The 24,231-nt window shown below is 37.4% G+C and carries 27 protein-coding genes and 1 pseudogene; 12 read left to right on the forward strand and 16 right to left on the reverse strand.

Translation table 11 applies throughout. The features are described 5' to 3' along the window. Positions 1-49 precede the first annotated feature (49 nt). Positions 50-2,206 (forward strand): IPT/TIG domain-containing protein, encoded by a 2,157-nt coding sequence (locus M2408_RS23805; RefSeq protein ID WP_259187080.1) that lies wholly within the window; start codon positions 50-52, stop codon positions 2,204-2,206. A gap of 87 nt (positions 2,207-2,293) precedes the next feature. On the opposite strand, the gene M2408_RS23810 is transcribed toward M2408_RS23805, so the two are convergent. The 3 genes from M2408_RS23810 to M2408_RS23820 form a co-directional block, all read right to left on the reverse strand. Beyond that, positions 2,294-3,034, reverse strand: a complete 741-nt coding sequence (locus M2408_RS23810) for a metallophosphoesterase (protein ID WP_259187081.1) — start codon at positions 3,032-3,034, stop codon at positions 2,294-2,296. 193 nt (positions 3,035-3,227) lie between these two features. Further along, on the reverse strand, positions 3,228-3,989 hold the full coding sequence (locus M2408_RS23815; protein ID WP_259187082.1) for an SDR family NAD(P)-dependent oxidoreductase: 762 nt from the start codon (positions 3,987-3,989) through the stop codon (positions 3,228-3,230). A gap of 93 nt (positions 3,990-4,082) precedes the next feature. Then, positions 4,083-4,997: an AraC family transcriptional regulator gene (locus tag M2408_RS23820; RefSeq protein WP_259187083.1), complete on the reverse strand. Its 915-nt coding sequence runs from the start codon at positions 4,995-4,997 to the stop codon at positions 4,083-4,085. A 180-nt stretch (positions 4,998-5,177) separates the two neighbouring features. Here M2408_RS23820 and M2408_RS23825 point away from each other — a divergent pair, with 180 nt between their 5' ends. The 5 genes from M2408_RS23825 (at position 5,178) to M2408_RS23845 (ending at position 7,627) form a co-directional block, all read left to right on the forward strand. Then, positions 5,178-5,603, forward strand: a complete 426-nt coding sequence (locus tag M2408_RS23825) for an organic hydroperoxide resistance protein (protein ID WP_259187084.1) — start codon at positions 5,178-5,180, stop codon at positions 5,601-5,603. A gap of 3 nt (positions 5,604-5,606) precedes the next feature. Beyond that, on the forward strand, positions 5,607-5,975 hold the full coding sequence (locus tag M2408_RS23830; RefSeq protein WP_259187085.1) for a DUF1304 domain-containing protein: 369 nt from the start codon (positions 5,607-5,609) through the stop codon (positions 5,973-5,975). A 12-nt stretch (positions 5,976-5,987) separates the two neighbouring features. Beyond that, positions 5,988-6,623, forward strand: a complete 636-nt coding sequence (locus tag M2408_RS23835; RefSeq protein WP_259187086.1) for a nitroreductase family protein — start codon at positions 5,988-5,990, stop codon at positions 6,621-6,623. Between the two features lie 45 nt (positions 6,624-6,668). Then, positions 6,669-7,100: a MarR family winged helix-turn-helix transcriptional regulator gene (locus tag M2408_RS23840; RefSeq protein ID WP_259187087.1), complete on the forward strand. Its 432-nt coding sequence runs from the start codon at positions 6,669-6,671 to the stop codon at positions 7,098-7,100. 98 nt (positions 7,101-7,198) lie between these two features. Further along, positions 7,199-7,627 carry a hypothetical protein gene (locus M2408_RS23845; RefSeq protein WP_259187088.1) on the forward strand — a complete coding sequence of 143 codons (429 nt, stop codon included), beginning with the start codon at positions 7,199-7,201 and terminating at the stop codon, positions 7,625-7,627. Positions 7,628-7,650: 23 nt separating this feature from the next. On the opposite strand, the gene nudK is transcribed toward M2408_RS23845, so the two are convergent. The 6 genes from nudK to M2408_RS23875 form a co-directional block, all read right to left on the reverse strand. Beyond that, positions 7,651-8,232, reverse strand: a complete 582-nt coding sequence (gene nudK, locus M2408_RS23850; protein WP_259187089.1) for a GDP-mannose pyrophosphatase NudK — start codon at positions 8,230-8,232, stop codon at positions 7,651-7,653. Between the two features lie 53 nt (positions 8,233-8,285). Continuing rightward, complete coding sequence (locus tag M2408_RS23855) at positions 8,286-9,512, reverse strand: hypothetical protein (protein WP_259187090.1); 1,227 nt, start codon at positions 9,510-9,512, stop codon at positions 8,286-8,288. 457 nt (positions 9,513-9,969) lie between these two features. Continuing rightward, complete coding sequence (locus tag M2408_RS23860) at positions 9,970-10,251, reverse strand: hypothetical protein (RefSeq protein WP_259187091.1); 282 nt, start codon at positions 10,249-10,251, stop codon at positions 9,970-9,972. Beyond that, positions 10,239-11,102 (reverse strand): DUF2071 domain-containing protein, encoded by an 864-nt coding sequence (locus M2408_RS23865; RefSeq protein ID WP_259187092.1) that lies wholly within the window; start codon positions 11,100-11,102, stop codon positions 10,239-10,241. Before M2408_RS23865 ends, M2408_RS23860 begins: the two co-directional genes overlap by 13 nt. Positions 11,103-11,113: 11 nt before the next feature. Continuing rightward, positions 11,114-12,004, reverse strand: coding sequence for an SIR2 family protein (locus M2408_RS23870; protein ID WP_259187093.1), 891 nt, complete (start codon positions 12,002-12,004; stop codon positions 11,114-11,116). 239 nt (positions 12,005-12,243) lie between these two features. Then, positions 12,244-14,433: an ATP-binding protein gene (locus tag M2408_RS23875; protein ID WP_259187094.1), complete on the reverse strand. Its 2,190-nt coding sequence runs from the start codon at positions 14,431-14,433 to the stop codon at positions 12,244-12,246. A gap of 133 nt (positions 14,434-14,566) precedes the next feature. Here M2408_RS23875 and M2408_RS23880 point away from each other — a divergent pair, with 133 nt between their 5' ends. Next, positions 14,567-15,655 carry a lipase family protein gene (locus tag M2408_RS23880; protein ID WP_259187095.1) on the forward strand — a complete coding sequence of 363 codons (1,089 nt, stop codon included), beginning with the start codon at positions 14,567-14,569 and terminating at the stop codon, positions 15,653-15,655. A gap of 238 nt (positions 15,656-15,893) precedes the next feature. Here M2408_RS23880 and M2408_RS23885 read toward each other — a convergent pair whose 3' ends face one another. The 3 genes from M2408_RS23885 to M2408_RS23895 form a co-directional block, all read right to left on the reverse strand. After that, complete coding sequence (locus tag M2408_RS23885) at positions 15,894-16,616, reverse strand: phytanoyl-CoA dioxygenase family protein (protein WP_259187096.1); 723 nt, start codon at positions 16,614-16,616, stop codon at positions 15,894-15,896. 55 nt (positions 16,617-16,671) lie between these two features. Beyond that, the gene (locus M2408_RS23890) at positions 16,672-17,238 is read right to left on the reverse strand and encodes an RNA 2'-phosphotransferase (RefSeq protein WP_259187097.1); all 567 of its coding nucleotides are present in this window, start codon (positions 17,236-17,238) and stop codon (positions 16,672-16,674) included. A 197-nt stretch (positions 17,239-17,435) separates the two neighbouring features. Beyond that, entirely contained in the window at positions 17,436-17,993 is a 558-nt protein-coding gene (locus M2408_RS23895) for a hypothetical protein (protein ID WP_259187098.1), read from the reverse strand. A 362-nt stretch (positions 17,994-18,355) separates the two neighbouring features. On the opposite strand from M2408_RS23895, the gene M2408_RS23900 reads away from it, so the two are divergent. Genes M2408_RS23900 through M2408_RS23910 form a run of 3 tightly spaced genes read left to right on the forward strand, consistent with a single transcriptional unit; the run spans position 18,356 to position 19,671 of the window. After that, positions 18,356-18,850, forward strand: a complete 495-nt coding sequence (locus M2408_RS23900; protein ID WP_223580418.1) for an N-acetylmuramoyl-L-alanine amidase — start codon at positions 18,356-18,358, stop codon at positions 18,848-18,850. After that, a complete protein-coding gene (locus M2408_RS23905) occupies positions 18,837-19,214 on the forward strand; it encodes a hypothetical protein (protein WP_259187099.1) in 378 nt (125 codons plus the stop codon). The genes M2408_RS23900 and M2408_RS23905 overlap by 14 nt, the downstream gene beginning before the upstream one ends. Further along, positions 19,171-19,671, forward strand: a complete 501-nt coding sequence (locus M2408_RS23910) for a hypothetical protein (RefSeq protein WP_259187100.1) — start codon at positions 19,171-19,173, stop codon at positions 19,669-19,671. The genes M2408_RS23905 and M2408_RS23910 overlap by 44 nt, the downstream gene beginning before the upstream one ends. Positions 19,672-19,757: 86 nt before the next feature. Here the strand turns inward: M2408_RS23910 and M2408_RS23915 are convergent, their stop codons facing one another. Continuing rightward, positions 19,758-20,381, reverse strand: coding sequence for a hypothetical protein (locus M2408_RS23915; RefSeq protein ID WP_259187101.1), 624 nt, complete (start codon positions 20,379-20,381; stop codon positions 19,758-19,760). A gap of 360 nt (positions 20,382-20,741) precedes the next feature. Between M2408_RS23915 and M2408_RS23920 the strand changes: the two genes are divergently transcribed. Both M2408_RS23920 and M2408_RS23925 read left to right on the forward strand, forming a co-directional pair. Continuing rightward, positions 20,742-21,548, forward strand: a complete 807-nt coding sequence (locus M2408_RS23920) for a LexA family transcriptional regulator (protein ID WP_259187102.1) — start codon at positions 20,742-20,744, stop codon at positions 21,546-21,548. 504 nt (positions 21,549-22,052) lie between these two features. Then, positions 22,053-22,286: a hypothetical protein gene (locus tag M2408_RS23925; protein ID WP_259187103.1), complete on the forward strand. Its 234-nt coding sequence runs from the start codon at positions 22,053-22,055 to the stop codon at positions 22,284-22,286. 368 nt (positions 22,287-22,654) lie between these two features. Here the strand turns inward: M2408_RS23925 and msrB are convergent, their stop codons facing one another. The 3 genes and pseudogenes from msrB to M2408_RS23940 form a co-directional block, all read right to left on the reverse strand. Continuing rightward, a complete protein-coding gene (gene msrB, locus M2408_RS26400; RefSeq protein WP_259187193.1) occupies positions 22,655-23,104 on the reverse strand; it encodes a peptide-methionine (R)-S-oxide reductase MsrB in 450 nt (149 codons plus the stop codon). Between the two features lie 75 nt (positions 23,105-23,179). Further along, positions 23,180-23,749: pseudogene (gene msrA, locus M2408_RS26405) on the reverse strand (peptide-methionine (S)-S-oxide reductase MsrA); the annotation flags it as partial. Between the two features lie 6 nt (positions 23,750-23,755). Continuing rightward, on the reverse strand, positions 23,756-24,205 hold the full coding sequence (locus M2408_RS23940; RefSeq protein WP_259187104.1) for a YkgB family protein: 450 nt from the start codon (positions 24,203-24,205) through the stop codon (positions 23,756-23,758). Positions 24,206-24,231 lie beyond the last annotated feature (26 nt).

Raw genomic sequence — 24,231 nt, forward strand, 5'->3', positions numbered from 1 at the left:
ATCGAGCAATGAGGCTCAAGAAATAAGGTGCAAAAAAGAATTTATTCCCATGAAAAATATAGTGAAACTAACGATGCTATGTATATCAATGATGATTGCATTAATCGGCTGTAGTAAAAAAGAGGAATTGATAGATAAGGAGGTGGCGAAAGTGAGTAGCTATTACCCTAATTCAGGTAAGGCAGGGACATTGGTTACGATTGAAGGACAGGGCTTCGGCAGTTCGATCACTGAATTTACGGCGACAGTCGCTGGGAATTCGGCGGAGGTGATCAGCGCGACTCCTACCTCTGTTGTGTTGCGTGTGCCGAAAGGTGATAAAAGCGGAACAGTTGTGTTGAAGTATGGTAGCAATAGCTTCGATGTCGGCACATATACTTATCAGGATTTGTCTGTAGCGAAAGTTTTTCCGACAAATGGTACCAGTGGAACCCAATTGCGGATTGATGGTGAGGGGTTTGGCAGTACGGATACGCCGGCAGAGGTTTACGTCAATAGCAAAAAGGCATTGGTGGTGAGTGTTACCGATAAGGTCATCATTGCTGAAGTGCCAGAAGATGCTGGATATGGTGCTGTAGAAGTACGCGTAGACGGAAAAAAATCCCAAGGTCAAAATTTTACCTATCAGGTTATTCGCAGCATCAAACCAACAACTGGTGGAGCAGGGACAAAGGTAACGTTGACAGGTGAGGGCTTTGAGAAACTGAATTCGGGTAATGTGGTTGATTTTAACGGTAAAATTGCTGTTGTCCTAGAGTCCAGTCCTGAAAAAATTGTTGTTGTTGCACCAGCTGGAGTGGGAACGGGGCTTTTGTCCGTCAACATCAATGAACAGAAAATATCAGGACCAACATTTACTGTTGTTGGTAAACCAATTATTGACGCTGTTTCACCTTTAAGTGGTCCAAAAGGGGCCGAAATGACGATTAGCGGACTATTATTTAGTAAGATACTAGATGAAAATCAGGTGTTTATCAATGGAAAGCAGGTCGCTATTTCTTCAAGTAGTGAAAATCAGATTAAACTGACCATTCCCGGTGGAACTGGATCGGGCAAGGTAAAAGTTGTTGTCAATGATCAATCGATTGAAGGACCACAGTTTAAAGATCAGACCTTGGGGATACGTTCGATGAGCCCAGATAATGGTCTGGCAGGGACAAGTGTTACGATTATGGGAACTGGGTTTAGTACAAATCTGGCGGAAAATCTAGTTTATTTTAATGGTGTTTTGACGCCAGTAAGCAGTGCCAGTGAAAATAAATTGGTATTGGAGGCGCCACAAGGAGTAACGACAGGTCAGGTGAAGGTCGTGGTTGGTAGCCAAGATGCTTTGGCACCGCAACCATTTCGCAGGGCAGGGATAATGACCCTAGCTGGAGGCCCAGGAATGACTACATTTGGCAGTAATATGGCTGGAATGGCGATAGATCAACAGGGAAATATCTACGTTACAGATACAGAGAATAAACAAGTCAAGAAGGTGTCACCCACAGGTAATGTATCCGTGCTGCAAGTTGATGGTGCTAACGCGATTTTTGACTATCCTTCAGGCATAGCAATTGACCAGCAAAATAATGTCTATGTCAGTGACCAACGGGCAAATCAGATACTTAAAATTACACCGGCAGGTAAACGTACGGTACACGCAAGCGGATTTTCTCCTACATCCATGTGCATAGACTTATCGGGCAATTTGTATGTCTCCCTTGCTGGATTTGCACAGGGGGTAAACAAAGTCAATATTACCGGAAATTATACAAAGGTAACGGGACCGTCCTGGGTGATGGCCAAACCTTTTGTGGATAGTCAGGGTTACTTATATTATTCGGATCAGAATACAAGTAGTAACAATGGGATTGAGTTGGTGAAGCCCGGTGATACACGTGGGGGAATGTTTGTAGGAAGTTCAGATGCCGGGTATGGAGATGGGATAGGAACTTATGCAAGTTTTAACGGTATCGGTGGAATTACTCCTGGTCTGAATAACCGATTAATTGTCGCTGATAACAATAATTTTGCGATTCGTGAAGTCAATATGAGCACGAGGGAGGTTACGACTTTGATAAAATCAAGCTATGGTTATGTAGACGGTAATTTAGCAACGGCGAAATTTACATTGGTAAAGGATGTTGTGGTGGATAAAGAGGGTAATATTTACCTTATGGATGTGGCGAATAAAGCGATTCGGAAATTGTTCCTAAAATAAAAATGTATATCCCCGATGTGTTAATATTGTTCTCAAAAAGTTAAGTTCTTTTTTGAAACGATATAAAATAAGCATCGGGGATTTTTGTTAATTACTTTCTATGGTGCGTAAAAAATCGCCATAGAAATCGGGAATATCACTGTGATAAATAGCAGCTACAACTTCCTCAATCGGATAATCGACTTTAACTATTTTGGCTTCTATGTTTTCTTCTGTCAGCGTCACTAAGGTATAGGAAGCCTTTCTGTCTTTCTCTTTGCTTCGGCCGACAGACCCACAATTGATAAAAAGGACTTCTTCAGTCCGTTGGACATAGGAGTGATGGGTATGACCCATGACCAGGATATCAATGGCTCTTTCGCGCAATTGAACTGACAGGTCCGCTTTGGGTGTTGATTCATGAATGTATTCATCGTTACTATGAAGACTGGCGTGCACAAGCAGGATCTTTCTAAGATGATTACCGACTTTGAACGTTAATTCAATATTGTAAGGTAATGTTGCCAGCCATTTTTTGTGAGCAGCTGTTATATCGTTTTTGCTGAGATTGATGGCGATGTCACGGTTTACTGTTTCGATCGCATCGTGGTGTGGTAAGGGAATAATAGGCTCATCGAAGGCAATCCGCTGATCGTGATTTCCGAGTAAACAGGGGATATTTCTTTCCTGTATTCGGGCAATAACCTCATTTCCCCATGGGGCAAAATCGACCAGATCACCTAAACAGTAAATCTGTGTTACCCCGCTCTTTTTTATATCCGCTAGTACTTCATCCAATGCTACAATATTAGCATGTATATCACTTATTATTGCAAGTTGTATCTTCATCTATCCTACAAAATTAGCCATTCGAAGCGCAAATTGACAGTATGGTTGTTGTTTTTAAAAAGAAAATGAAATTGGTATTATATTCATTAAGATGAACCATGAGTAATAGCAGCGAAAATAATATACAATATTTTAATAAGTATATATCCTGTATTATAACAGTAAGATATATACTTATTTTCTATTAAGATGATTAAAGATTCATACCACCAGATACTTCAATGCGTTGTCCATTGATCCATCGGGCATCCTCTGTACACAAGAAGGCTACAACTCCACCAATGTCGTCAGGTACACCAGCACGACCTAGGGCTGTTACACTCGCGATATGTGCATTGGTTTCTTTGTTGTCACGAACATGTCCCCCGCCAAAATCTGTTTCAATAGCTCCTGGTGCGACTACGTTCGCTGCAATATTACGAGGGCCTAGTTCCTTGGCAAGATATCTTGTCAAGACTTCGATGGTACCTTTCATCGAGCCATAAGCAGAAGAACCAGGAACCGCGAAACGGGCAAGACCCGAAGAAATATTAATGATACGCCCACCATCGTTTATAAATGGAAGTGCTTTCTGGGTTAGAAAAAAGACACCTTTATAATGGATATTGTAAACTGCGTCAAATTGCTCCTCCGTCGTATCCATAAAAGGAGCATATAATGCCGTGCCCGCATTATTAATCAGAAAATCAAAGTTTGATTGACCTGTTTGATTTTTTAGATGTTCGGTTATTTGTGTTATAAAATGATCAAAGGATTTTGTATCTCCGGCGTTGAATTGGAATGCCCCTGCATGTTGTCCCAAAGCCTTAATCGTAGAGACGACATGATCTGCTTCTTCTTTATTGCTATTATAAGTCAGTATGACATCAATTCCTTTTTTAGCAAGATTAATTGCCATGTTTCTTCCCAAACCCCGGCTTCCGCCAGTTACTAAAGCGATTTTATTTTTAGCCATTTTTATTTTGTTTTAAAATTTAATAGGACAAATTTCGCTTGAAAAGTATTTGTTGAGTTTGTGAAAAGCAAATCAATATTTGCGAAATTCAAATTATAATCGTTGAGAACGATAATTATTTGGTGAAAGCTTAGTTTGCTTTTTAAAGAAATTAGAAAAATGTGCTATTTCCTCAAAACCCAGTGAATAGGCAATCTCTGAGATATTCCAGTCCGTTTGCCTGAGGAGGATTTTTGCTTCTTGTGTAATTCTTGTGCTGATTACATGCGTTGTTGTCTTACCCGTATTGTCCTTTAGAATTTTATTGAGGTGGTTTACATGAACGGCGAGACGCTCGGCAAAATCGTTTGCAGTTCGTAGTTGCAACCGTTGCATGGGCGATTCTATTGGAAACTGTCTTTCCAATAATTCGATGAAAAGTGAGGTAATTCTGGTTGACGCATTATGCATGGGATTACTGATGCTTTTCGGTTGTAACTTTTGTCCATAATGAATAATTTCAAGAACATAATTCCGTAAAAGATCATATTTAAACCTATAATCAGAAGATAATTCCTTGTTCATTTTTTCGAAAATTCGCTCAATTTCGATGCGCTGTTCAGTTGTAATCTGGAAAATAGGAAGTCCACCAGGTTGAAAGATCGGTAGATCATCCAATACGACACCACTTTTATTTCGCGCTAGAAATTCATCAGTAAAAACACAAAAATAGCCTTGTTGGTGTTCGTCTTTGGGTATCCAATGGTAAGGAACTTTCGGTGTTGCAAATACCAATGCAGATCCCTCAATTTCGATTACTTTATCAGCATATTCAGCTGTATTCTTTCCTGTGATTAAACTGATTTTGTAATAAGTTCGCTTATTGTAAGGCATGATGGGCTTCTCTTTCAGCTTTGCAGCGAGCTCCTCAAAGCTAAATACGTTGAAGTGTCCGATCTCACGTGCTATTTCCTCGGGTATAGAAGTATTGATCTCATTGTAGAACTGTTCGATTGTAGTTGTTTTCATATCAATTACATTTGCAATAATCAAATTTACCTTTTTTATTCTTTCGTTGGAGATTAGTATAATCTAGCCCTTTAAAGATGGGCTTCTATTTTCATTTTAATGTCAATAGTCCAATTATATTTTTCACAATATAATTTTTCAATCTACATTTGTATTGTTGAAACAAAAACAAATTAAAATATGAAAACGTTATATACCATAGGTGCCACAGCCACAGGCGGACGAAACGGTCAGGTAAAAAGTGAAAATGCTGTATTGGATCTGGCGGTTCGTATGCCGAAGGGTCTTGGAGGTGCGAACGATGATTATGCAAACCCAGAAATGCTTTTCGCTGCTGGTTATGCTGCCTGCTTTGATAGTGCTTTGAATTTGGTGATTAGACAAGAACGGATAAAAACAGGTGAGACCAGGGTTACCGCTCAGGTAAGTATTGGACAATTGGAGAACGGTGGTTTTGGTTTAGCAGCGGAATTACATGCCAATATTCCTGCAGTCAGTTTGGAGGTGGCACAGCAACTGATTGAAAAAGCACATCAGGTGTGTCCATATTCAAATGCTACGAGAGGTAATATGGAGGTGAAGTTAACAGTATCAAACAACGAATAATAGATGAATCATATTGCCACAGTGCTCACGATGCTTGTACTCATTGAACATGTCTATATTGTATGGATGGAAATGTTTGCTTGGGAAACTGCTGGAAGACGTAGTTTCGGTAAAGCGCTACCTGCCGAGCTATTTAAACCTACAAAAGGGCTAGCGGCCAATCAGGGCCTATATAATGGCTTTTTGGTCGCCGGTTTGGCTTGGTCATTTTTTATCAATGATCCGATCTGGAGTGACAATGTTCGTCTATTCTTTCTAGGCTGTGTTCTTGTAGCTGGCATTTTCGGAGGTATCACTGCAAGTAAAAAGATATTCTTTGTACAGGGAGCTCCAGCATTACTAGCAATATTATTCGTTCTTTTCTCAAAATAAACAAACAATTAAATGTCCTTAATAACAGACTTACAATGGAGACACGCTGTGAAAGCGTATGATCCGACAAAAAAGGTTACACAAGAAAATATAGATAAGATCTTGGAGGCAGCTCGGTTTGCACCAACATCTTCGGGTTTGCAACCTTTTAAAGTATTGGTAGTTGAAAATCAAGCTTTGAAAGATGAGTTAGCAAAAGGAGCCTTAAATCCAGAATGCATGCGAGAATGTTCTCATGTGCTGGTTTTTGCGGCTTGGGATAAATACACTGAAGAGCGCATTGATAAAGTATATGATTTCACTACAGATGAGCGAGATTTACCTCGTGGGCGCTTTGGATCGTATACAGATAAGTTAAAATCCATTTATCTAAATGAGGCTGCGGAACGTAATTTTGTACATACAGCACGACAAACTTATATTGCTTTGGGATTAGCTCTGGCACAAGCGGCAGAACTCAAGGTTGATTCCACTCCGGCGGAAGGCTTTGATAACAAAGTAGTGGATGAAGTATTGCAATTGGAAAAACTTGGATTGAAAAGTGTATCATTAATGTATGTAGGTGTCGCAGATGCTTCTCGTGACTGGATCTCTACAATGAAAAAAGTCAGAATGCCGAAAGAAGAATTTGTGGTTGAGTATAAATAGAAACATTATATACTTCAAACTTTAAGAAAACAATATCTTTGTAAGATGGATGATTTATTGAAACTGGACAAACAGTTATGTTTTTCCGTATATGTTTTGCATCGCGAGATTATGCAGCATTATCGCGCTATTCTAGCAGAAGTAGATTTGACTTATCCACAATATATCACAATGATGGCTTTATGGGAAAATAACGAACAAACCGTAAACCAATTGGGGGAGAAGTTATTTTTGGATAATGGTACCCTTACACCACTACTGAAAAGATTGGAAAGCAAGGAGCTACTTACCCGCACGCGAAGTAAGACAGATGAACGAGTCGTAAAGATTCGTCTTACAGATCAGGGCTCGCAATTGAAAGAAAAAGCAGCCTGCATTCCGATGCAGATTTTTGAAGCTTTAAAACTGGATTATTCAGATATGCAACAGCTTAAAGCTTTGGCAGATAAAGTCGTCGCTAACGCGGAAAATGACTAACATTTTAATGATAGATTATTTTATCACAATTTTGTTGTTTTTAAGCAGAATAGATTATTTTTAGCTCATTCTAGGAGTGTTTAAATTTCATAGGAAAAATGCGTTTAATAATAATTGCCGTTTATTGTGTCTTGTTGGTTTTCTCGTTTGCAAGCTGTGAAGAAAAGAGGCGGGATGCAGAGTTATTGAAGTATGTTGCTTATAGTAATCGCGATAGTGCTCAACTAGAACTTGATCTCTTTGAAAGCCGTTTTCATGGAAAGTTGCGTTTTTATAGACCCGGTGGTGAAATTGACTCTGGAGAGGTTCGGGGGAATATCAAAAATGATACCCTGAGCGGTGACTATTACTATACGCCGTTCGGCTGGGGACAGAAAAAAAGGAGACCCTTTATTTTACTTAAGAAAGGGTCTCAATATATTTTAGGAACTGGTACCGAGCAAGAATATATGGGCATTCCTCATTATATACCATCGACAATCAATTTCCAACAGACTAAATTTATTTTCAGGGAGGTAGCTCGTTAAGATGTCCGGTTGAAAGTAACGACTTACATGATACTTTTTAACTTAATATATTGTAGGAGCATGATTGTCTTGCCATCCTTGATCTCACCGCTTTCGATCATAGCTAAAGCATCATCGATATTAATTTCTAGGATTTCAATATTTTCCTCCTCTTCCTGCAAACCTCCTCCATCACTAACCTTCATATTGTTCGTATACTCTGCAATAAAGAAATGTAGAATTTCGGTAACCGAGCCTGGAGACATATACGCTTCAAATATTTTTTTTGCTTCCTTGATCTGATAGCCAGTTTCTTCTTCTGTTTCTCTCCGGATACAATCTTCTGGCGAATCTTGATCCAACAAACCTGCACAAGCCTCTATTAGCATTCCAGATTCATTCCCATTTATATAAGTTGGAATTCTAAACTGTCTTGTCAGTATAACGGTTCTAGATGTTGTGTTATAAAGTAGTATTACAGCACCATTTCCGCGATCATAAGCTTCTCGACTTTGTTGTTGTACCGTTCCGTCCGGCTTTGTATATTGATAGGTGATTTTTTTTAAGGTATACCAATTATCAGATAGAATCTCTGTTTTTACAATTTCAATATCTTTTATTGCCATTTTTAGCGTGTTAAGGTCAAGCTATAAAAGTAAGTATTACAGCCCATATTATTTTATTTTAACCCATCTTCCAAGATCTTCTTGTTTAACTTAAATTCCCTATAACCAAACGCGCCTGATTTATAGCCAATAACAGCACCAAATTCGATGTCATTTGTTGAAGAAGATTTAGCAAACACAGCCGAGCGATATACATTCGATGAAGCTAAAGGTGTTTCAAATACACGGAAATGTATTCCATCCTTTGAATAGGCGAGATAATTCAAGTCTGAGGAGTATCTATCCACATTTCCTATAGCAAGACATAGAAAATAATAACCGTCAATATAGGCAGCTTGCAGATGCCAGGTCGAATAATTTTTGTTTAATTCAAGCCAAGGTTTATTGATGAATTTAACTTGTTTACTATTTCTATAGGGTGTAAAGTCCAGACCATTGGATGACAAACGCCGTAAGATGTTTGTCATGATAGGAGATTGATAGGTTGGCTTAAAATCTACTTCGTAGCTAAACATCTCATTTTCATTTCTAACAAAAGAAGGTGATATGATATGATTGTCCTGAATAGAAGCTGGTTCATTGCTCGTGTATACAACTTCAAGTGGAGTCCAATGAATTCCATCGATCGAAGTTTGCCTAACAACGACACGCTCGGCTTCTTGATTTAGTTTTCTCGTATTATTATTGCTCTTTGCACCCCATTGTTTTAAAATTTTATTGGAAAAGAAACATCCTCTATAATATAATTCAAACTCCTTTCCATTAAAGTTCCAATCGACATCAGACCAGTAGCCTTGGTTGGGTATGCCACTCGGAGGAATATAGGAATCTTCTAAAGCAGGACGACGTTGTATGGGATTGGATAACCCTGTTGGCGTGATCCATTCTTTGCCGTCATTTGATACCACAATACTGGGGTTTTCGTATAAAGATGCAGCTCGATCAGAACCTAATATACCAAAATAGGGTGTAAAGACCATCCAATATTTGTATCCGTTGAAGCCTTTTGGGAAATACTCAACATCAGGATGACAATAACTTGCATTTTTACCAGATATATCCTGGATCAATTCAGGACGTGAAGATCCAGGCTCATTCGCATTGGCTATACTACTAATCTTTATTGAAGCCAAATTATCTGTAAATCCTGCTGGAATAGGCATTTTGCTTCTATCAATTGGTTCGGGATCTACCGGAGTGATACCAGATGGAATGTCTTTTTTACATCCAATAAGCAACAATAAACCTAAAAAGAAATAGGTGGATCTCTTGAAAAACATTGTCGAACAATAAAAATATGAAAATGTAGATACGGTAATTTTTTGGTATTACTTTCCCTGTTAATTTTAATTTAGCCAAGACAAAATTGATGTATTTTTTTTATTTCGCAAAATATATTTTTTAGCGGAAATGATTAAATTTATTGGCTATTAAGCTTGTTTTTAGTTTTATATATTAATTATTTTTTTAAATATTTTCTTTGTGTTAGCTTTTTATATTTCTTTCTGTAGGAAAGATTTAATGATGCAAGTTGGTTGTTTTGACGGAGTTCCTTCATCTGATGTTCTGCTAAGTTTGCTGGATAAGGACACTCTGGTACGGAATAGTCATTTTGTTTCAATGGAAATAGGATGAGAATATCTTCAGTAAGGTGTTATAATAGATATTTGATTATGCTAACCAATTAGAGCCTGAGGAGAAAAAAATAAGCTTAATATTGCGATAAAACTGTTGAGATTATTTTTTATGGAACTTGTTGATGAGCAGTCTACCAAATGCAAAGTAGAGCAAAAGCACTGCAAGGCCACCAAGTATAGCGGGATTTGTATAGATATTCGTTATTCCATATTGAACAGAGAAGAGCGATACTGCAATAATGAGCTGGAAAAGAGCATAGCAGATATTGCCTGTAGGTGAATAACCAAACAGCCCTAAAAAACGTATTTTGGCGATCCCAAAAATGAAATGCGGTATCGCATTCGCTATCAATACAGCGATAAAAAAATCTATATAAAACATTGTTTTATTCTTTTTTCATTATTCATAAAAAATGTCAATGACGGTATTTGAAAGGCAAAACATTCTTCTTCTTTTACAATTTCATATAATGTATGACTTTTGAAAAAGTCAATTTTTAAAGGTTTGATCTCCTTTATATCAAAAGCGAGTGAAATGTTGGCAATATGTGACGAATTCAGATCTTGAGATGTTAATGCACGGTTTTGAAGAATAATTTTTTCAAGAAGCTTGCTGGGATGAGTTGATATATGCTGAAAATCGTTGGGAATTTTCCATTCTTCAACTGAATGGCAAATGACTTCCAGATCTGGCGCATTGCTGGTGCCGGGATCTATTTTTGTATGAATGTGATCATCAATATATTGATGGCTAAACGATAGGGGATGATGTGTATACATCATATTGCTAAATAGGCGACTGCCTAAACAGTAGAGGAAACTACTCATGCTATTGGAGACAAATAAGACCGTTGGTTCTTTAAATAGCTTGGTATTTGTTGCAATATAAAATCTCCAATTGCTTTGTAGTGGAGAACTATAAAATGACCTCAGTCTATTTGGTTGAGCTGGTCCGAAATGACCATGACGATAGGTCAAAATAGAAAATAGTACTTTCCCCTGAATAATATTCACTTGTAGCCCTTCGGGAATTATGTCTCGAATTTTTTCAATAGGTATCATCCAGTTCAAATAAACGACCTTGGTGATTTCGCTCTTTAGTTTTACATCTGAAAATGGGGGCGGAAATATATTTTTTATTCTCTTTAAGAGGGAACCATTTAAAAGGCTTTCAATACAGGGAGAGAGTATATTTCTTTTTGATAAGCGAAACTCTTTTTTTGTCAATGACATGGAATAGTAGGCTATTTATTGGAAGGAAGCCGGTATCGTTTACCGATTTCTTTCAATATTTTTTTGTAATATTTTGTTTTGTCAGATTCATCAATAACGATAATTTCCACATCGTTGGCTTTGAGTAATTGCATTTTATCGACAGCGATTTGATGCCATTTTTTTGTGGTATAGTAAAACAGCTGATTTTGAATGAAGTCACTTTTTCTATAAAACTTATTTCGGGCACGATAGGTCAATAACCACCAGAGATCTATTTCCACAAAATCCAGCGATAGTCCCAAAATATGAATATCTTGGGTAAAGAACAGGTCTATCCATGATTGCAGCTGTAAGTCTTTTTTCTGTTTCAATCTCTTTATTAAAGCCGCTTTAAATACCGTATCCGAGGAATAATTAGTGCCATTTACAACATAATCTCTCATTTTCTGAAGCTGCCCACAATAATGTTCGTACCCCAGGTTGATGGAGCTGGGACTGTCACAATCACCATGGATATGCCAAAATGTTTTGTCCGAAGTTTCATGCCGGCGAAAAACACTGTATGTTGTTTCTCGGATCAGGCTTGTATTCTTCTTTGAAGTGGATCCTTCCAAACTAAATTCATAATTTGTTGTGATGATGTTTTTAGTAGGGAGGGTCCGGATCAACTGGTGAATTTCATTTTGATTTATCTGGGAGACACTCTCCGAGATATATGTTTTAAGTTCTTTCTCATTAAGATGCTGTATCTTAATTGCATTTAGAAAAATCTCTTCATACAACATCGGAAAAGGTTTTTGCCCATTTTCCAATGCCGTTACATGATATTTTGTTTTAATGTTAGACAGCAAATCACTCCAACTGATTCCAGGGGAAATGTTATTGATATCATTGCCAACTAACAAGCTGAATTTATCCATTTTACAATTAATACTTATTGAAGATTCCCTCTATGACCGGTAGATCAAATGATTCTGTACACATTATAATTTATACCTGTTGAGTACGAATCTGAATCTATCGGCTGGTCCCTAATTTAATAAAAAAGAATGGATGAAACGGGGTACAGATTGCTTTGCACCTTCATCTGTTCTAGACCTTCTTTTGACCAACATTCTTGTCGGAAATAGTGCATTTTTTTGTTTCTATACCATAAAAATCAGTTTCTTATGGGGAATCTGATCTCGAAAATTGTACCCTGATTCAACTTGCTTTCGACAGAGATTTTTGCGTTGAGTCGGTCTGCAATTCTTTTCACAATTGATAGGCCGACTCCTGATCCATCAAATTGCATCGCGTTAGGTAAACGATGGAATATTTCGAAAATCCGTTCAGTTTCTTCCGCTGACATTCCGATGCCATTATCCCATATTTTATACAAAACATAATCTTCTTCTATTTGGCTGTTTATACCTATTAAGGGAGCCGTTTTATTACTGCTATACTTGATCGCATTTCCCAAAAGATTTAGAAACAGTTGATAGACTAAGGTCTTTTCACCATCAATTGGAAGGATTCGCCCTTTTTCGAATTGCAGATTTGGAACATTAAATCTTACACTGCAGTCATCAATGATATTTTCAATAAATCGCTCCGGATAGACAGTTTCGTATTCGAACTCATAGCTTTTGCTACGGGCGAAATCGACTGTTTTATCTAGCATGTTATTCATTAACAGGATAGCGTCCATCATGTTTTTACCTGCTTTTCCAAGAAATTCCTGACTTAAACCGGTTCTGTCCCGGATCATCTGGGCTGTCATCTGTAGTGCAGCCAAGGGGTTTTTTAGATCATGACTCAGTGTGTAACTGAATGTTTCCAGGACATTATTTATTTCAATCAGTTTTTCGTTGAGCGCTTGGATTTCGATGATCTTCTTTAAGCAGGCTTCCTGAATTGTAATGCTTAGGCTTTTTAAGAAATTAATTTCGCGTTCTTTCCATTTCGGGGCTGTGCCTTCGACTATTTTCTTCCACGCATTGAAGGATGTGCGGGGAGAAGGGAAATTTATGGTCTTTGTTGGATCATAAATAAGCTGCTTTTCAGGTTGCCCTGCCCAGGTTTCCTCAACTTTTACTTCCTTTCGGAAGAAATAGATTTTGAAGTCTAATTTATTTTCCAAATCTATTCCAGCAATACCAGGAAATGGAAATGTAGTCTCGTTTTCATCTTGATGTCCTTTGAAATCGGATTGCCAAAACAATTGATCAGAAATTGTTCTACTGAAATGATTATCCAGATTTAATAACATATCTTTTTTTGGCGCATGGCCAACAATATGCCATTTGTCGAGATATTTAAATGCGATACCATCTGTTCGAAGGATGTCCATTAAGCTAGTGGTCAGTGCACTAATTACTTTGTAAAGATCTTTCTTTGTAAATAGATTTTGTCTGATTTCAAATGCGACACTCTTTGTTTTAAGTTTGAAGTTATTCTCTTCAATATGTTTATTGGCCAAAAAGCTATTTACAGCATATTGAACAATGAAAATGGAAAGATGCCTTTGTGCTAGGTCAATGTATTTGGGTAGTCTATTTTGACAAGCAACCAATCCCCATAGTTTTCCGTTGATGATGATGGAGAAACTACCACTTGCTTTTACTTGGGCATTTCGAAGATATTGCAGATGTATGGGAGACATTGCGCGTATCGCTGTCATAGAGAGATCTAATTTCTCAGGTTCAAGACCCCAAATCGGTACTGGGACAGCATCTACATCGGGTGTTACCCTGGCAAATATTTTAGTATAGAGTTGGCGCGCTTGTTGGGGAATATCAAACTCAGGATAACGATAGCCTAGTAATGGTTCCAAGTCGCCAACAACATGTTCAGCAATGACTTGGCCATCTCCACTCTCTGAAAATTTATAGATCATAACACGGTCATAGTCCGTCACCGTAAAAATATTCTCAGCCAGAGCCTTCCAGATGTCCTCACTGTCATTGATATGCTTGGCATAAAAGAATGTGTTTTTAAATTGATGCGATTGCGAACGATGTTGTTCGATTTCAATATATATCTTATTGTCAAAGGGATAGATACTTAGGTAATATGGGGTTTGTCCCAGATAGATATCAGCTACGTAGCGGTGTTTGAAACTATCAGCATGATCGTGTAATATCTGATCAAGATCGATTGCATGTTGAATAGCTAAACAGTCGATAAACTTGGTCAAGCTTTGTCCCAAGAATACACTTTGTTTAGGCAAACCTGTTTCTGTCCAGTTTTCACTCCAGCCTATACAATTTTGAGTGGCATCAAATAGGATGAGACAACCAAAATGCTGTATTTGACCACAAAGATGTATCGGTTCTTGGTCACAATTAGAAAAATGATTATTGTCCATAAAACGCCTTTTGATATATTCTTCTAAAGTACAAAATAAATAATTAAGGCATAGCTATTGCTGTTGGACATGTATTAACTGCATTTCGAAAATTATTTTTTTTGAATTTATTTACACAAATAGAAATAACACTATGATAAAATATTGGTTATTTAGCTGTCTGCTTTTTGTTGCTACAGCTGTTGAAGCCCAGCGGCTTAATCCTGGATTTAACCTGCCCGAATATCAGGAAATGTTGCGAGTTAATGCACATATCTACGAACAGGATGAGAGCGATTCATCTGATATCCCAGCACCCGAGTATTCGAAATTGATTTATAGAAGTCCAGCTATGGGACTCAATAATTTGTATGAGTTATGGCAGCGGGATGAAAACACAGCAATTTTTTGTACGCGAGGATCAGTAGACGATAATCTAAGCTGGCTGGCAAATCTCTATGCCGCAATGGTTCCAGCTATCGGTAAATTGGAAATAGATACTAATTTTGTATTTGATTATAAATTGTCTAATGATCCCAATGCCGCTGTTCATGTCGGCTACCTAATTAGTACAGCCTTTCTTTCTAGGGATATGTTGCCCAAAATAGATTCACTTTATCAACAGGGTACAAAGGATATTCTGATTGTCGGACATAGTCAGGGTGGGGGAATCAGTTATCTGTTGACGGCCTATTTCTATCAATTGCAAGATGCTGGCCGCTTGCCGAAAGACATTCGGTTCAAGACCTACTGCTCGGCTGCGCCTAAACCTGGTAACCTTTATTTCGCCTATGAATATGAAAATAGAAGTTATGGGTGGGCTTACCAAATTGTTAATCCCAAAGATTGGGTTCCACAGATGCCATTTACTGTACAGCAGCTTCAAGATCTTCCAAGTAGAAATCCGGTAACACCGATAGCTTCTACGATCAAGAAGCAAGGTCTGAAGAAAAGAATCGCTTTTCGGATGTTGAAAAATCCATCACAGAAAGCAGTAGTGAATTATCAAAAGATCTTGGGCAAACAGGTTTCAAAAATGGTTAAGAAATATTTACCGAATTTTAAAGAACCGACTTATTTTCCTAGCAATGATTATGTCCGTACAGGGACACATGTTATTTTAACTCCTGATGCGGAGTACTTCAGGATATTTGATGAACAAAAAAGCGATGAAATGATGCTGCACCATTCCTTGAAGCCCTATTATAAACTGGCTTTAGCGTTAAAACCTACATTTCCGTGAGTGGTAGGACAGGTTGTGCATTCTATGGCGCTAGCATCACAGCCATGTTTTGTGATGTTGAGTAAAACAAATAATGACTCGTTTTAGTACAGATGGATGTATTGGCGCTGACAATAAAAAAGGCTAGGTGAACCGATTTCCTAGCCTTCACGATATAACTCATCCTATGCTATAACGATCAAATAACAATGGAATAACGGAAAAGTTTTTTTTGTGGCCAACGAGAGTATCTTTTATACTAGAATCTTTCAGCCCAGCATAAGTTATTGGCTAGTTCTATACTAGAAAATTCAATATGGATAACTCTTCTACGTTTGTTGTTGCTTGTGCGTTTGGAACTATGGAGTAATAGTGGTTTCATGATCATAATTCCGCCTTCCGGGACAGGACAGTTTTTTTCCTGTTCCATGCTCCAATCGATGGTTTCGGGACGGTATATTCCTTTGTTATGTGAGCCTGGAATAATATTTAGTGCACCATTCTCCGCATCCGTGTCATCAAGATGAATTCTTATCGTAACTATATTTTCCAAAATTTCCAGCGGGGGCTGTACTGCATATTGATTATGTTTGACCGTCCAGTTCGAAAAACCTTCAGAATCAATTTTTTCGAGTACAGATATCGTTAAGTCTTGGTGGTATGATACATACCAATTTGATGTTGCGGGTTTATCGAAATAGATGCTCTTTACAATAAAATGGTCTGCTCCCAATAATTTAGAAATAACATCTTTAAGGTTATCATTGAAAATTATAGTATATATAGCAGGTATTTCTTTAATTATCTGGCGGATCGCAAAAAGATCAGAGGAACGCCTGAATGTATCTCTTGAATGATCTTCGTTTTCAATCATGGTTACCAATTGCTCAACTTCATTTCTGCTAAAGACATTCTCGATGACAGTGAAACCGTCTTCTTTTATCTCGTTTGTTTTAATTGTTATTTGTTCGGATGTAAGCATCGCTGTTATTAACTATTGGAAATGGTGTTATTCTAAAACTTATGCGTTATGGTCCCTATTTAGTAGATTCTCCTTTGAAATTGACAAAATGTAAGTATTGTGCAGGCACGTGGTCAGTGAGCCAAACACCATTTTCGGATAAGAAAAAATCAAATCTATCTTTAAACATAGCTAATGCATTTATTTCGAGTAAAATAGGTTTTCCATGTCGTTGTCCGACTGATTTTGCAGTTTCGATGTCCTTACTTAGGTGCACATGCAGTCTATTCTGTTTTTTTATTCCCTGCTCAATGATTGAATTTGCATATTGCACCGCTGTGCCATGGTATAGGACATCAGGTGGAACCTCTGGACGTAATCCGAGTTCAATAGTAATAGAATGCCCCTGATTTGCTCTGATTTTCTTAAAACTATCATCGAAGGTGAATCTCTTTTTCGGATTCGTGGCAACAATATGCTTAAGCATATCCAATGTCAATTCGTGGTTATGATCATTAATCTTTTGAATCAATAAGTCTGTATCCGCCCAACCATTCTCATCAAGTTCGATACCAATACGCTCCGGTACATGCCGAAGTATTAGGCTTAAAAATTTGCTAGTTGCTACTTCTTTTTTATTCATAAATCATTTTCAATAGCTAATCAAGTCGAAGTAAATTTACTTTTTTTATTTTTCTTGGCGGATCCAATTTTAAGAAAGGAATCGTAGCGATGCATCATAGTTCTAATTTTTAAATTGGTTAGGCTTGTTTAAAAACTCGACTTAGCACATTCGCTTATCTACTAAGCAAGAGGTTGGCAGAGTGAAAAGATAGATAGTTAGTTTAAACTAAAGTGAGATAATGGTGGTTGTTTCTGGCTTATTTTTAGGTAATTGCTCAATAGAAATTGATATTCCTCGAAAGTGATTTCCAAGGTGCTGTATAGGATAATTGTTGATAGTTTGGTTTTGGGATCCATGGTGAAAAAGTAAATTCTTCCGCAGGTTTCCGATTCATAGCTATTGGTCTCTTGGAAACCAATTTGATAGCCCATCGCTTCATATGATTTTAAATCTGAGAGTTTTAGCCCATTGTTGATTTGATAGCTTAAATTATCAGAAGTTAACAAGAAAAATTCTTCTCCACTATGGTGCCAAATGTAAATTTTGAAAAAGCCAAATGATATCAGCATTCCCAACATCAAAATAAGAAGAGATGATGGGCCGAGCAGGGCGAAGATATCGAATATAATAACCAGAGATAGTGTTCCAATAATAGAGAGGGCACATAGACTAGCGAATACGAGTTTATATAATCGGGGATGAACCATTTTAATGACAAATGAAATGGAGTCCCCATTGTTTTCAAAATACACTGCGTTTTTGGTTATTGGCATAATAATATGTCTTGGATACTAAATTAATATATAGTTTCGAAAGATTTAAATTTTCATTCCCCCAGATAATCTCTTTTCAAATATTCTATTCGATGGGAAGCGCTTTTATTTTTTGAGCACCTTCTTTTTGTTGTGAACCGACCGGCAATAAAAATTCTTCATTTTGAGCTGATATTCGGTAGTTGTTCCATACCGCTTACATACAGTTGATATTCTAATTTTCAAGCTTGATTCCCACCTAAATTTGTATAGAAATAGCAAATAAAGTAAATGCTGGCGGCCTTTATCGGAATAAAATTGGAATCCAGATAAGAAGAAGGAGGCGATTAACATCAAAGTAAATTATAATAATAAAAGAAGACATGAATATTAAAGAACATCAATTGGTAGGTGTGTCCTATAAAGATACACCTAATAAAAGCGGTAATATCAAACCTATTTATATCATCATGCATTATGATGGCGCGTCTAATGCTACTAGTGCGATTTATTGGATGTCAGATCCAAAAAGCAAAGTTTCGGCTCACGTGCACATCAGTCGCGATGGTGTTGTAACACAACTGGCGCGATTCAATGTCAAATGTTGGCACGCAGGCCTGAGTTCCTGGGATGGATTGAAAGATCTGAACAGATACAGTATTGGGATTGAGTTGCAAAATAGAGGGACAGAATCTTATACCGAAAAGCAGATCAATGCGGCCATTGAAGTCTGTCAGGCAATTATTGCCCATTATCCTATTCAGGAAATTTTGGGGCACAGTGATATTGCCCCTGGAAGAAAGGAGGACCCGGGAGTACAATTCCCTTGGATGAAGTTTAAGCCACTATTAAAAAATAATTACTATGGAACTACTTGAAATTTTGGAAAAGCTGATTATTCCTATCGTTACTGCTATCGGAGGTTACTTTGTTGGTCGTCCCAAGCAGCAGGCGGAAGTGGAAGCTACAAATGTGGAGAATGCTGGGAAAGTGATTGATAAGTGGGAAGGTTATGCAAACCGGCTGGAAAAAGATATAGAACATTTAAGAGCCATTATCGAAGATCTTAATGAAGGACTAAAACTCGCCAATGAGGATCGTATAGCCTGCTCGAAGACGTTGGCTGAGCTGCAGATGAAATATGATGACCTGATGAAGCTTTATAATGAATTGCAGATTGAACTAAAAAGAGTGAAAAATGAAAAATATATTTCGATTGACCGTAATGCTACTGCTCGTTAGTAGCTGCGGTCTATTTAAAAAGATTACTAAAACAAAGGAGTCGCAGACAGTGGAGGCGAACGAAAAAATGACCGAACTGTCAAGCGTGGATTCTAGTAGAAGGCACCTGGAGATTGAGCAATCATATAATCGACTCTTGACACAGGCTGAGGATCTGATGCAGTTCGAAGGTGAGGAGATCGAGATTAGTCCGAATGGCGTTGTGCGAATAGGTAAGGGACGGGTAAATAAACGCCGAACGCATTATTCTGATAGCAGTAATGGTGTTGAGAAATATCTTTCTGATCAGCGTCGGGAGAGTGCCCACAATGTTCACTACAAAGAAGATAAACTGCGGATAGATGAAAAGACTTCAAAACGGACGGTGCAGCCGGCTGGAACAAATGTATTCTATTTTTTGATAGGCCTACTTGTAGTGATATGCCTTATGGTCTGGTGGTTGCGTAGGAGAGCGTAATAATTGGGTAAAAGATTATTATACCGATCATGTAAAACTTCGTACTTGTTTGTTTTATGATCGGTATAATTCTTGCGTAACCAATCTTATTTGTCATTGAAACGTTTATTAATGAAATAATAATTTGTCGCTTGCTTGATATCTTTCTTAAAATCGTTATACATGTCAAATTGGTTACATGCACAGATGATGGACTTTTGTAAGGTGTCGCTATTTATCTTTAAATATGGACCTAGTTCCTTGTATATCGTGCTTTTTACTTTAGTCTTTAGGTTATCCAGTTTTTCGGGCTGAAAAATACGCAAGACAACGGCGATTGCCTTGTAACGATGCTGGATATCTTTGTAATTGATGTACTCACCCATAATCTGTTGCGAGGGTATCCCCATAAATTCACAATAACAGTCGATGACCTGACTGATCTTGGAAAGATCGGGCTCGTATATTTTGTCAATTGATCTCAAAATTTCGGGATGGTTCTCTTTTAAGAAACTCATAATGAAAGAATAATATAAAGTGTTCATACGTTGGGAATTGGTCTTATCATTTCGTTGACTTGTAATTGTTGTTAAACTTTTTGGTTGCATTAGCACGGTCATTAATTCCATACTTTGTGTTTCTTTTGAAATAATACCATATTTTCTGATGTGCTGATGGTTCAATCCTGTTGATCTGTTTAGCTGTGAATTTGTTGTGATGAAGCGTTCCATTTTTATGTTCTTCTAAAGTGTATATTTTTTGTTCTGTCTTATTGCTACTAATCATTCAAAGTCATTAACAGCTTCTTTTCCCTCTAATGAGTTGCCGATAGTAAGCACTAAGCGTCCATAATGTTTGTTAAACAAAGTTAAACAAATTTGTTAATCATTCAAGATTTTTAATGTTAATTTTGTTGAATATTTTGTATTCAATAAAAATTGTTAAACTTATTTGTTTAATTATAATATATTGATAATGAGCTGTTAATGTGTTTATTTTATTTATTTATTTGTTTAGGTTTAATATCTTGTGTAACTTAGTGTCAGATTGTTATGAATTAGTGTAACATTTGTTAAATACCCTATAAAAACATGGAAACTTATCCGGATAATAATTTTGAGATTTTACGCTTGGAGATGGGAATTACCAATCGGGAATTTGCAGGCTTATTGGGGGTGCGTGAACAGGTGTATTCGCGTATAAAGAAGGGTGAATATCCGATCGGTCTCACCATGAAAACCCGTATTCAAAATGCTTTTCCCCAAGTTCAGTACGATTGGCTGCTTTATGGAAAAGGAGAACGAAATCAGTCCAGTGCAATCATTCAGCCTGATACTGTTTCCATGGTCAATGTAGGAAACGGAAAATCTATTGGATATTTTTCCAGTGATGTCAACTTTATTGACGAGAATAAGAACAATATATTCTTTGAGGTGTCTCCTGGACGCTATTTGATGCAAACTAAGCTCGTGACCGAGAAGGCAAAAGCAGGTTATCTTTCTGGTTTTTCGGACGCTGAGTACATGGATGATTTACCTGCACATTTTATTACCGTGAATGAATTTCACAAAGGAGCTTACCGTTCTTTTGAAGTTAGTGGTGATAGTATGACAGACGGGACTGATGCCAGTGTCCTTGACGGTGATATTGTTACCGGACGTTTGATTAAACGAGAATTGTGGCAGTCAAAATTTCATACCCATAAATATAGATATTGGGTTGTTGTACATCGATATGAAGGGGTGATTATTAAGGAAATTGCTCATCATGATGTTGCCAATGGAATCCTTACATTACGTTCCCTCAATACGGACAAAGCTACTTATCCAGACTTTGAAGTCAGCTTGGATGATGTGGATCAGATCTTTAATGTTGTTGATATCAGCCGCTCATTATAAAGATGTTCAGTACATTTTTGTCTTCCATTGGACATCTTTGAAGTGATCAACCATAATCAAACCTTGTTTCGCAAATAAAACCCGCTTTTATTGGGAAACAAGATTCCTGTTGCTCCTGCATATAGCTACTTGTATATGTCCAATTGTATCACCGCTTTCTCGTCCTAACGCTGTTTGGAATAATAAAGAGATTCTTTATGTTCGGAAAATATAAACCTTATGGCTCACAACTTGTTAGTTTTTAACTAAAAAATATAGTAAATAAAACTAATTTAATTAGTTTTATTTACTATATTTGAATATGAATTGGAAGCAGATGAACATGTTTAATGTATGGTGTCTTAGCGTCGAACAGTATATATGATATACGCTATGACAAACAACCATATATAAAGGATATTGGTTGCTCATTATTCTTACATGTTCATTGCTTTCAATTTCTATAAATCTAAGTGGTTAAATACGGCGTGTGCAGAGCATACGAGAAATAGAAACTTTAGAGAGATGAATATCCCATTGACGAATGATATCCTTCAGGACTTAAAATGTAAAGGCTATAATATACTTAAGTCTGAGAATACTGTGGAAGATACGAATCAGTATTTTGTTCCGATAAAAGTGAATGATTTGTGGAGATTTCTGGAAGAGTTTAACAAAGAGTCTGCAACAATAGTGGTCGAAGATATCCTCAATGTTTCTGAGGGAGCCTTGGAAGGTAAATTTATTAGGGTATTTTAGAACTTAATCTAATTTCAAGTATAGATCCCGGATCGTATCGTGGAGATAGACTGTTCATAGGGGCTGCCATTTACTAATCCATCATATGTTTATTTTTAAGGCCAGGTTTTTCAACCTGGCTTTTTGTGTTTAAAAGAAGCGTTCCAAATCCCAAAAACAAACCCTTTCGGATTTGGAAAATGATTATCGGGGGATGCCAACGAAATTAGATAAACTAGGGCTGTTCGACCTTCTTGGCTCTCCTGTTGTAAAGAGATTCCCCGGGCAATAATCTCTGTAAACTCTAGTATGACACCCCTCAAATGGACTAATGGAATTTTATCCTGCCAGCAATTACACTTATTAATAGTCTGATATGAGATGTTGTGCTACTTAGTTTTGTCGCTTTTGGTTTGTAACAGAGGAATAAATTTCTCATAACCTTCCGCTTTCATTTGATCTTTTGGGATAAAGTGTAGTGAAGCACTGTTGATACAATAACGTAGTCCCCCTTGTTCAGTCGGACCATCATTAAAAACATGGCCTAAATGAGCGTCACCTGTTTTGCTTCTCACTTCAGTTCTATTCATCCCAAAAGACCTATCGCTTTTTTCGGCAATCAGCCGATCATTGATCGGTTTAGAAAAGCTTGGCCATCCGCAATCGGATTCAAACTTATCTGTAGAAATAAATAGCGGCTCGCCGGTGGTAACGTCAACATAAATGCCTTCCCGAAATTCATTCCAATAAGCATTGTCAAAAGCCTTTTCAGTAGCATTGTTTTGAGTAACATCATATTGTAATGCAGTCAGCTCCTTTTTCAGTGTTTTTTTTTCCACTTTATTGTACTTAGCCGGTTTCGGATTTGCCTGTCGCGCTTTCTCAAATAGGTCAGCAGGAATATGGCAGTAACCCTGAGGATTTTTCTCTAAATAATTTTGATGATAATTTTCAGCAGTATAGAAATTCCTTAGGGGACCAACTTCTACTACAAGCTTTGAGCTATAGCTCTTTGCAAGCTGACCAATCTCATCCCGGATCGTTTTTTCATCCTCTTTCTTTGTAAAGTAAATCCCTGTCCGATATTGAGTACCAATATCATTACCCTGTTTATCCATGCTTGTCGGGTCAATTGTTTTAAAGTATAAGTCGATCAACAATTTCAAATCAACTAGCGTAGGATCATAATCGACTTTTACGGCTTCTACAAACCCAGTATTGCCCGTTGATACCTGTTCATAGCTCGGTTTGGCAAGATTCCCATTCGCATACCCAACTTTTGTAGCTGTTACCCCTCTTATTTGTTTGAAGTAATGTTCTGTCCCCCAAAAGCAGCCCCCCGCAAAGTAGATTTCGCTAGTTTTACTGTTATGAGCTGAGTTCTTTCCTGGAGCTGATGCTTTCTCTTCTCCTTGTGAAAAGCCTATTTTGACTATTATCAAGCCTATAAAGGCGAGCATAGTGATGATCCATATAATTTTCATGATCTTTTATTTTTTAGCTGATTGCAATAAACTGATTCCAAATCCAAGAAATAGTATATCCTTAAGGATAAAGAAGTCCGTCACAGGCACTCCGTCTATATGTTTGAACATATTTGGTGTAGTAAAAAGATAACTTAAAGTCATCATAAAAATAATGCATACCCCAATTCCTGCGTATCGTCTCAATTGCTTAAATTGTAAACTCAGTAAAATAAGTATAGCAACAGCTATTTCAACAATACCAACAATATTGGACACCATTTGTTCACTCCATAGTTTGTATAGCCAGGAAGAGAGTGGATGATTCGCTATCAATGGCTTTATGGCCATCGCCTCCGTTGGGGTAAATTTGAAAATCCCAAGCCACAGAAGAATGAAGACTATGCCGAATGTGGAAATGTAGAAACCCCATTGCGATGATGGTGGGGAATTTTTTGTTTGCGTTATGAGATGCATTTTTCTAAAATTTTAATTTGTAATTA

Origin of the sequence: Sphingobacterium sp. BIGb0165 (assembly GCF_024810095.1) — a bacterium.
Lineage (GTDB): Bacteria > Bacteroidota > Bacteroidia > Sphingobacteriales > Sphingobacteriaceae > Sphingobacterium > Sphingobacterium detergens.

What these genes read in the sequence shown, in the direction of transcription:
- M2408_RS23940 (WP_259187104.1), bottom strand. Translation starts at nt 24,205, where the DNA reads ATGCATCTCATAACGCAAACAAAAAATTCCCCACCATCATCGCAATGG.
- M2408_RS23840 (WP_259187087.1), top strand. Translation starts at nt 6,669, where the DNA reads ATGGATGATTTATTGAAACTGGACAAACAGTTATGTTTTTCCGTATAT.
- M2408_RS23875 (WP_259187094.1), bottom strand. Translation starts at nt 14,433, where the DNA reads ATGGACAATAATCATTTTTCTAATTGTGACCAAGAACCGATACATCTT.
- M2408_RS23880 (WP_259187095.1), top strand. Translation starts at nt 14,567, where the DNA reads ATGATAAAATATTGGTTATTTAGCTGTCTGCTTTTTGTTGCTACAGCT.
- M2408_RS23900 (WP_223580418.1), top strand. Translation starts at nt 18,356, where the DNA reads ATGAATATTAAAGAACATCAATTGGTAGGTGTGTCCTATAAAGATACA.
- M2408_RS23925 (WP_259187103.1), top strand. Translation starts at nt 22,053, where the DNA reads ATGAATATCCCATTGACGAATGATATCCTTCAGGACTTAAAATGTAAA.
- M2408_RS23835 (WP_259187086.1), top strand. Translation starts at nt 5,988, where the DNA reads ATGTCCTTAATAACAGACTTACAATGGAGACACGCTGTGAAAGCGTAT.
- M2408_RS23915 (WP_259187101.1), bottom strand. Translation starts at nt 20,381, where the DNA reads ATGGAACGCTTCATCACAACAAATTCACAGCTAAACAGATCAACAGGA.
- M2408_RS23920 (WP_259187102.1), top strand. Translation starts at nt 20,742, where the DNA reads ATGGAAACTTATCCGGATAATAATTTTGAGATTTTACGCTTGGAGATG.
- M2408_RS23855 (WP_259187090.1), bottom strand. Translation starts at nt 9,512, where the DNA reads ATGTTTTTCAAGAGATCCACCTATTTCTTTTTAGGTTTATTGTTGCTT.
- M2408_RS23810 (WP_259187081.1), bottom strand. Translation starts at nt 3,034, where the DNA reads ATGAAGATACAACTTGCAATAATAAGTGATATACATGCTAATATTGTA.
- M2408_RS23860 (WP_259187091.1), bottom strand. Translation starts at nt 10,251, where the DNA reads ATGTTTTATATAGATTTTTTTATCGCTGTATTGATAGCGAATGCGATA.
- M2408_RS23815 (WP_259187082.1), bottom strand. Translation starts at nt 3,989, where the DNA reads ATGGCTAAAAATAAAATCGCTTTAGTAACTGGCGGAAGCCGGGGTTTG.
- nudK (WP_259187089.1), bottom strand. Translation starts at nt 8,232, where the DNA reads ATGGCAATAAAAGATATTGAAATTGTAAAAACAGAGATTCTATCTGAT.
- M2408_RS23905 (WP_259187099.1), top strand. Translation starts at nt 18,837, where the DNA reads ATGGAACTACTTGAAATTTTGGAAAAGCTGATTATTCCTATCGTTACT.
- M2408_RS23820 (WP_259187083.1), bottom strand. Translation starts at nt 4,997, where the DNA reads ATGAAAACAACTACAATCGAACAGTTCTACAATGAGATCAATACTTCT.
- M2408_RS23885 (WP_259187096.1), bottom strand. Translation starts at nt 16,616, where the DNA reads ATGCTTACATCCGAACAAATAACAATTAAAACAAACGAGATAAAAGAA.
- M2408_RS23845 (WP_259187088.1), top strand. Translation starts at nt 7,199, where the DNA reads ATGCGTTTAATAATAATTGCCGTTTATTGTGTCTTGTTGGTTTTCTCG.
- M2408_RS23870 (WP_259187093.1), bottom strand. Translation starts at nt 12,004, where the DNA reads ATGGATAAATTCAGCTTGTTAGTTGGCAATGATATCAATAACATTTCC.
- M2408_RS23825 (WP_259187084.1), top strand. Translation starts at nt 5,178, where the DNA reads ATGAAAACGTTATATACCATAGGTGCCACAGCCACAGGCGGACGAAAC.
- M2408_RS23805 (WP_259187080.1), top strand. Translation starts at nt 50, where the DNA reads ATGAAAAATATAGTGAAACTAACGATGCTATGTATATCAATGATGATT.
- M2408_RS23830 (WP_259187085.1), top strand. Translation starts at nt 5,607, where the DNA reads ATGAATCATATTGCCACAGTGCTCACGATGCTTGTACTCATTGAACAT.
- M2408_RS23895 (WP_259187098.1), bottom strand. Translation starts at nt 17,993, where the DNA reads ATGCCAATAACCAAAAACGCAGTGTATTTTGAAAACAATGGGGACTCC.
- M2408_RS23865 (WP_259187092.1), bottom strand. Translation starts at nt 11,102, where the DNA reads ATGTCATTGACAAAAAAAGAGTTTCGCTTATCAAAAAGAAATATACTC.
- M2408_RS23910 (WP_259187100.1), top strand. Translation starts at nt 19,171, where the DNA reads ATGAAAAATATATTTCGATTGACCGTAATGCTACTGCTCGTTAGTAGC.
- M2408_RS23890 (WP_259187097.1), bottom strand. Translation starts at nt 17,238, where the DNA reads ATGAATAAAAAAGAAGTAGCAACTAGCAAATTTTTAAGCCTAATACTT.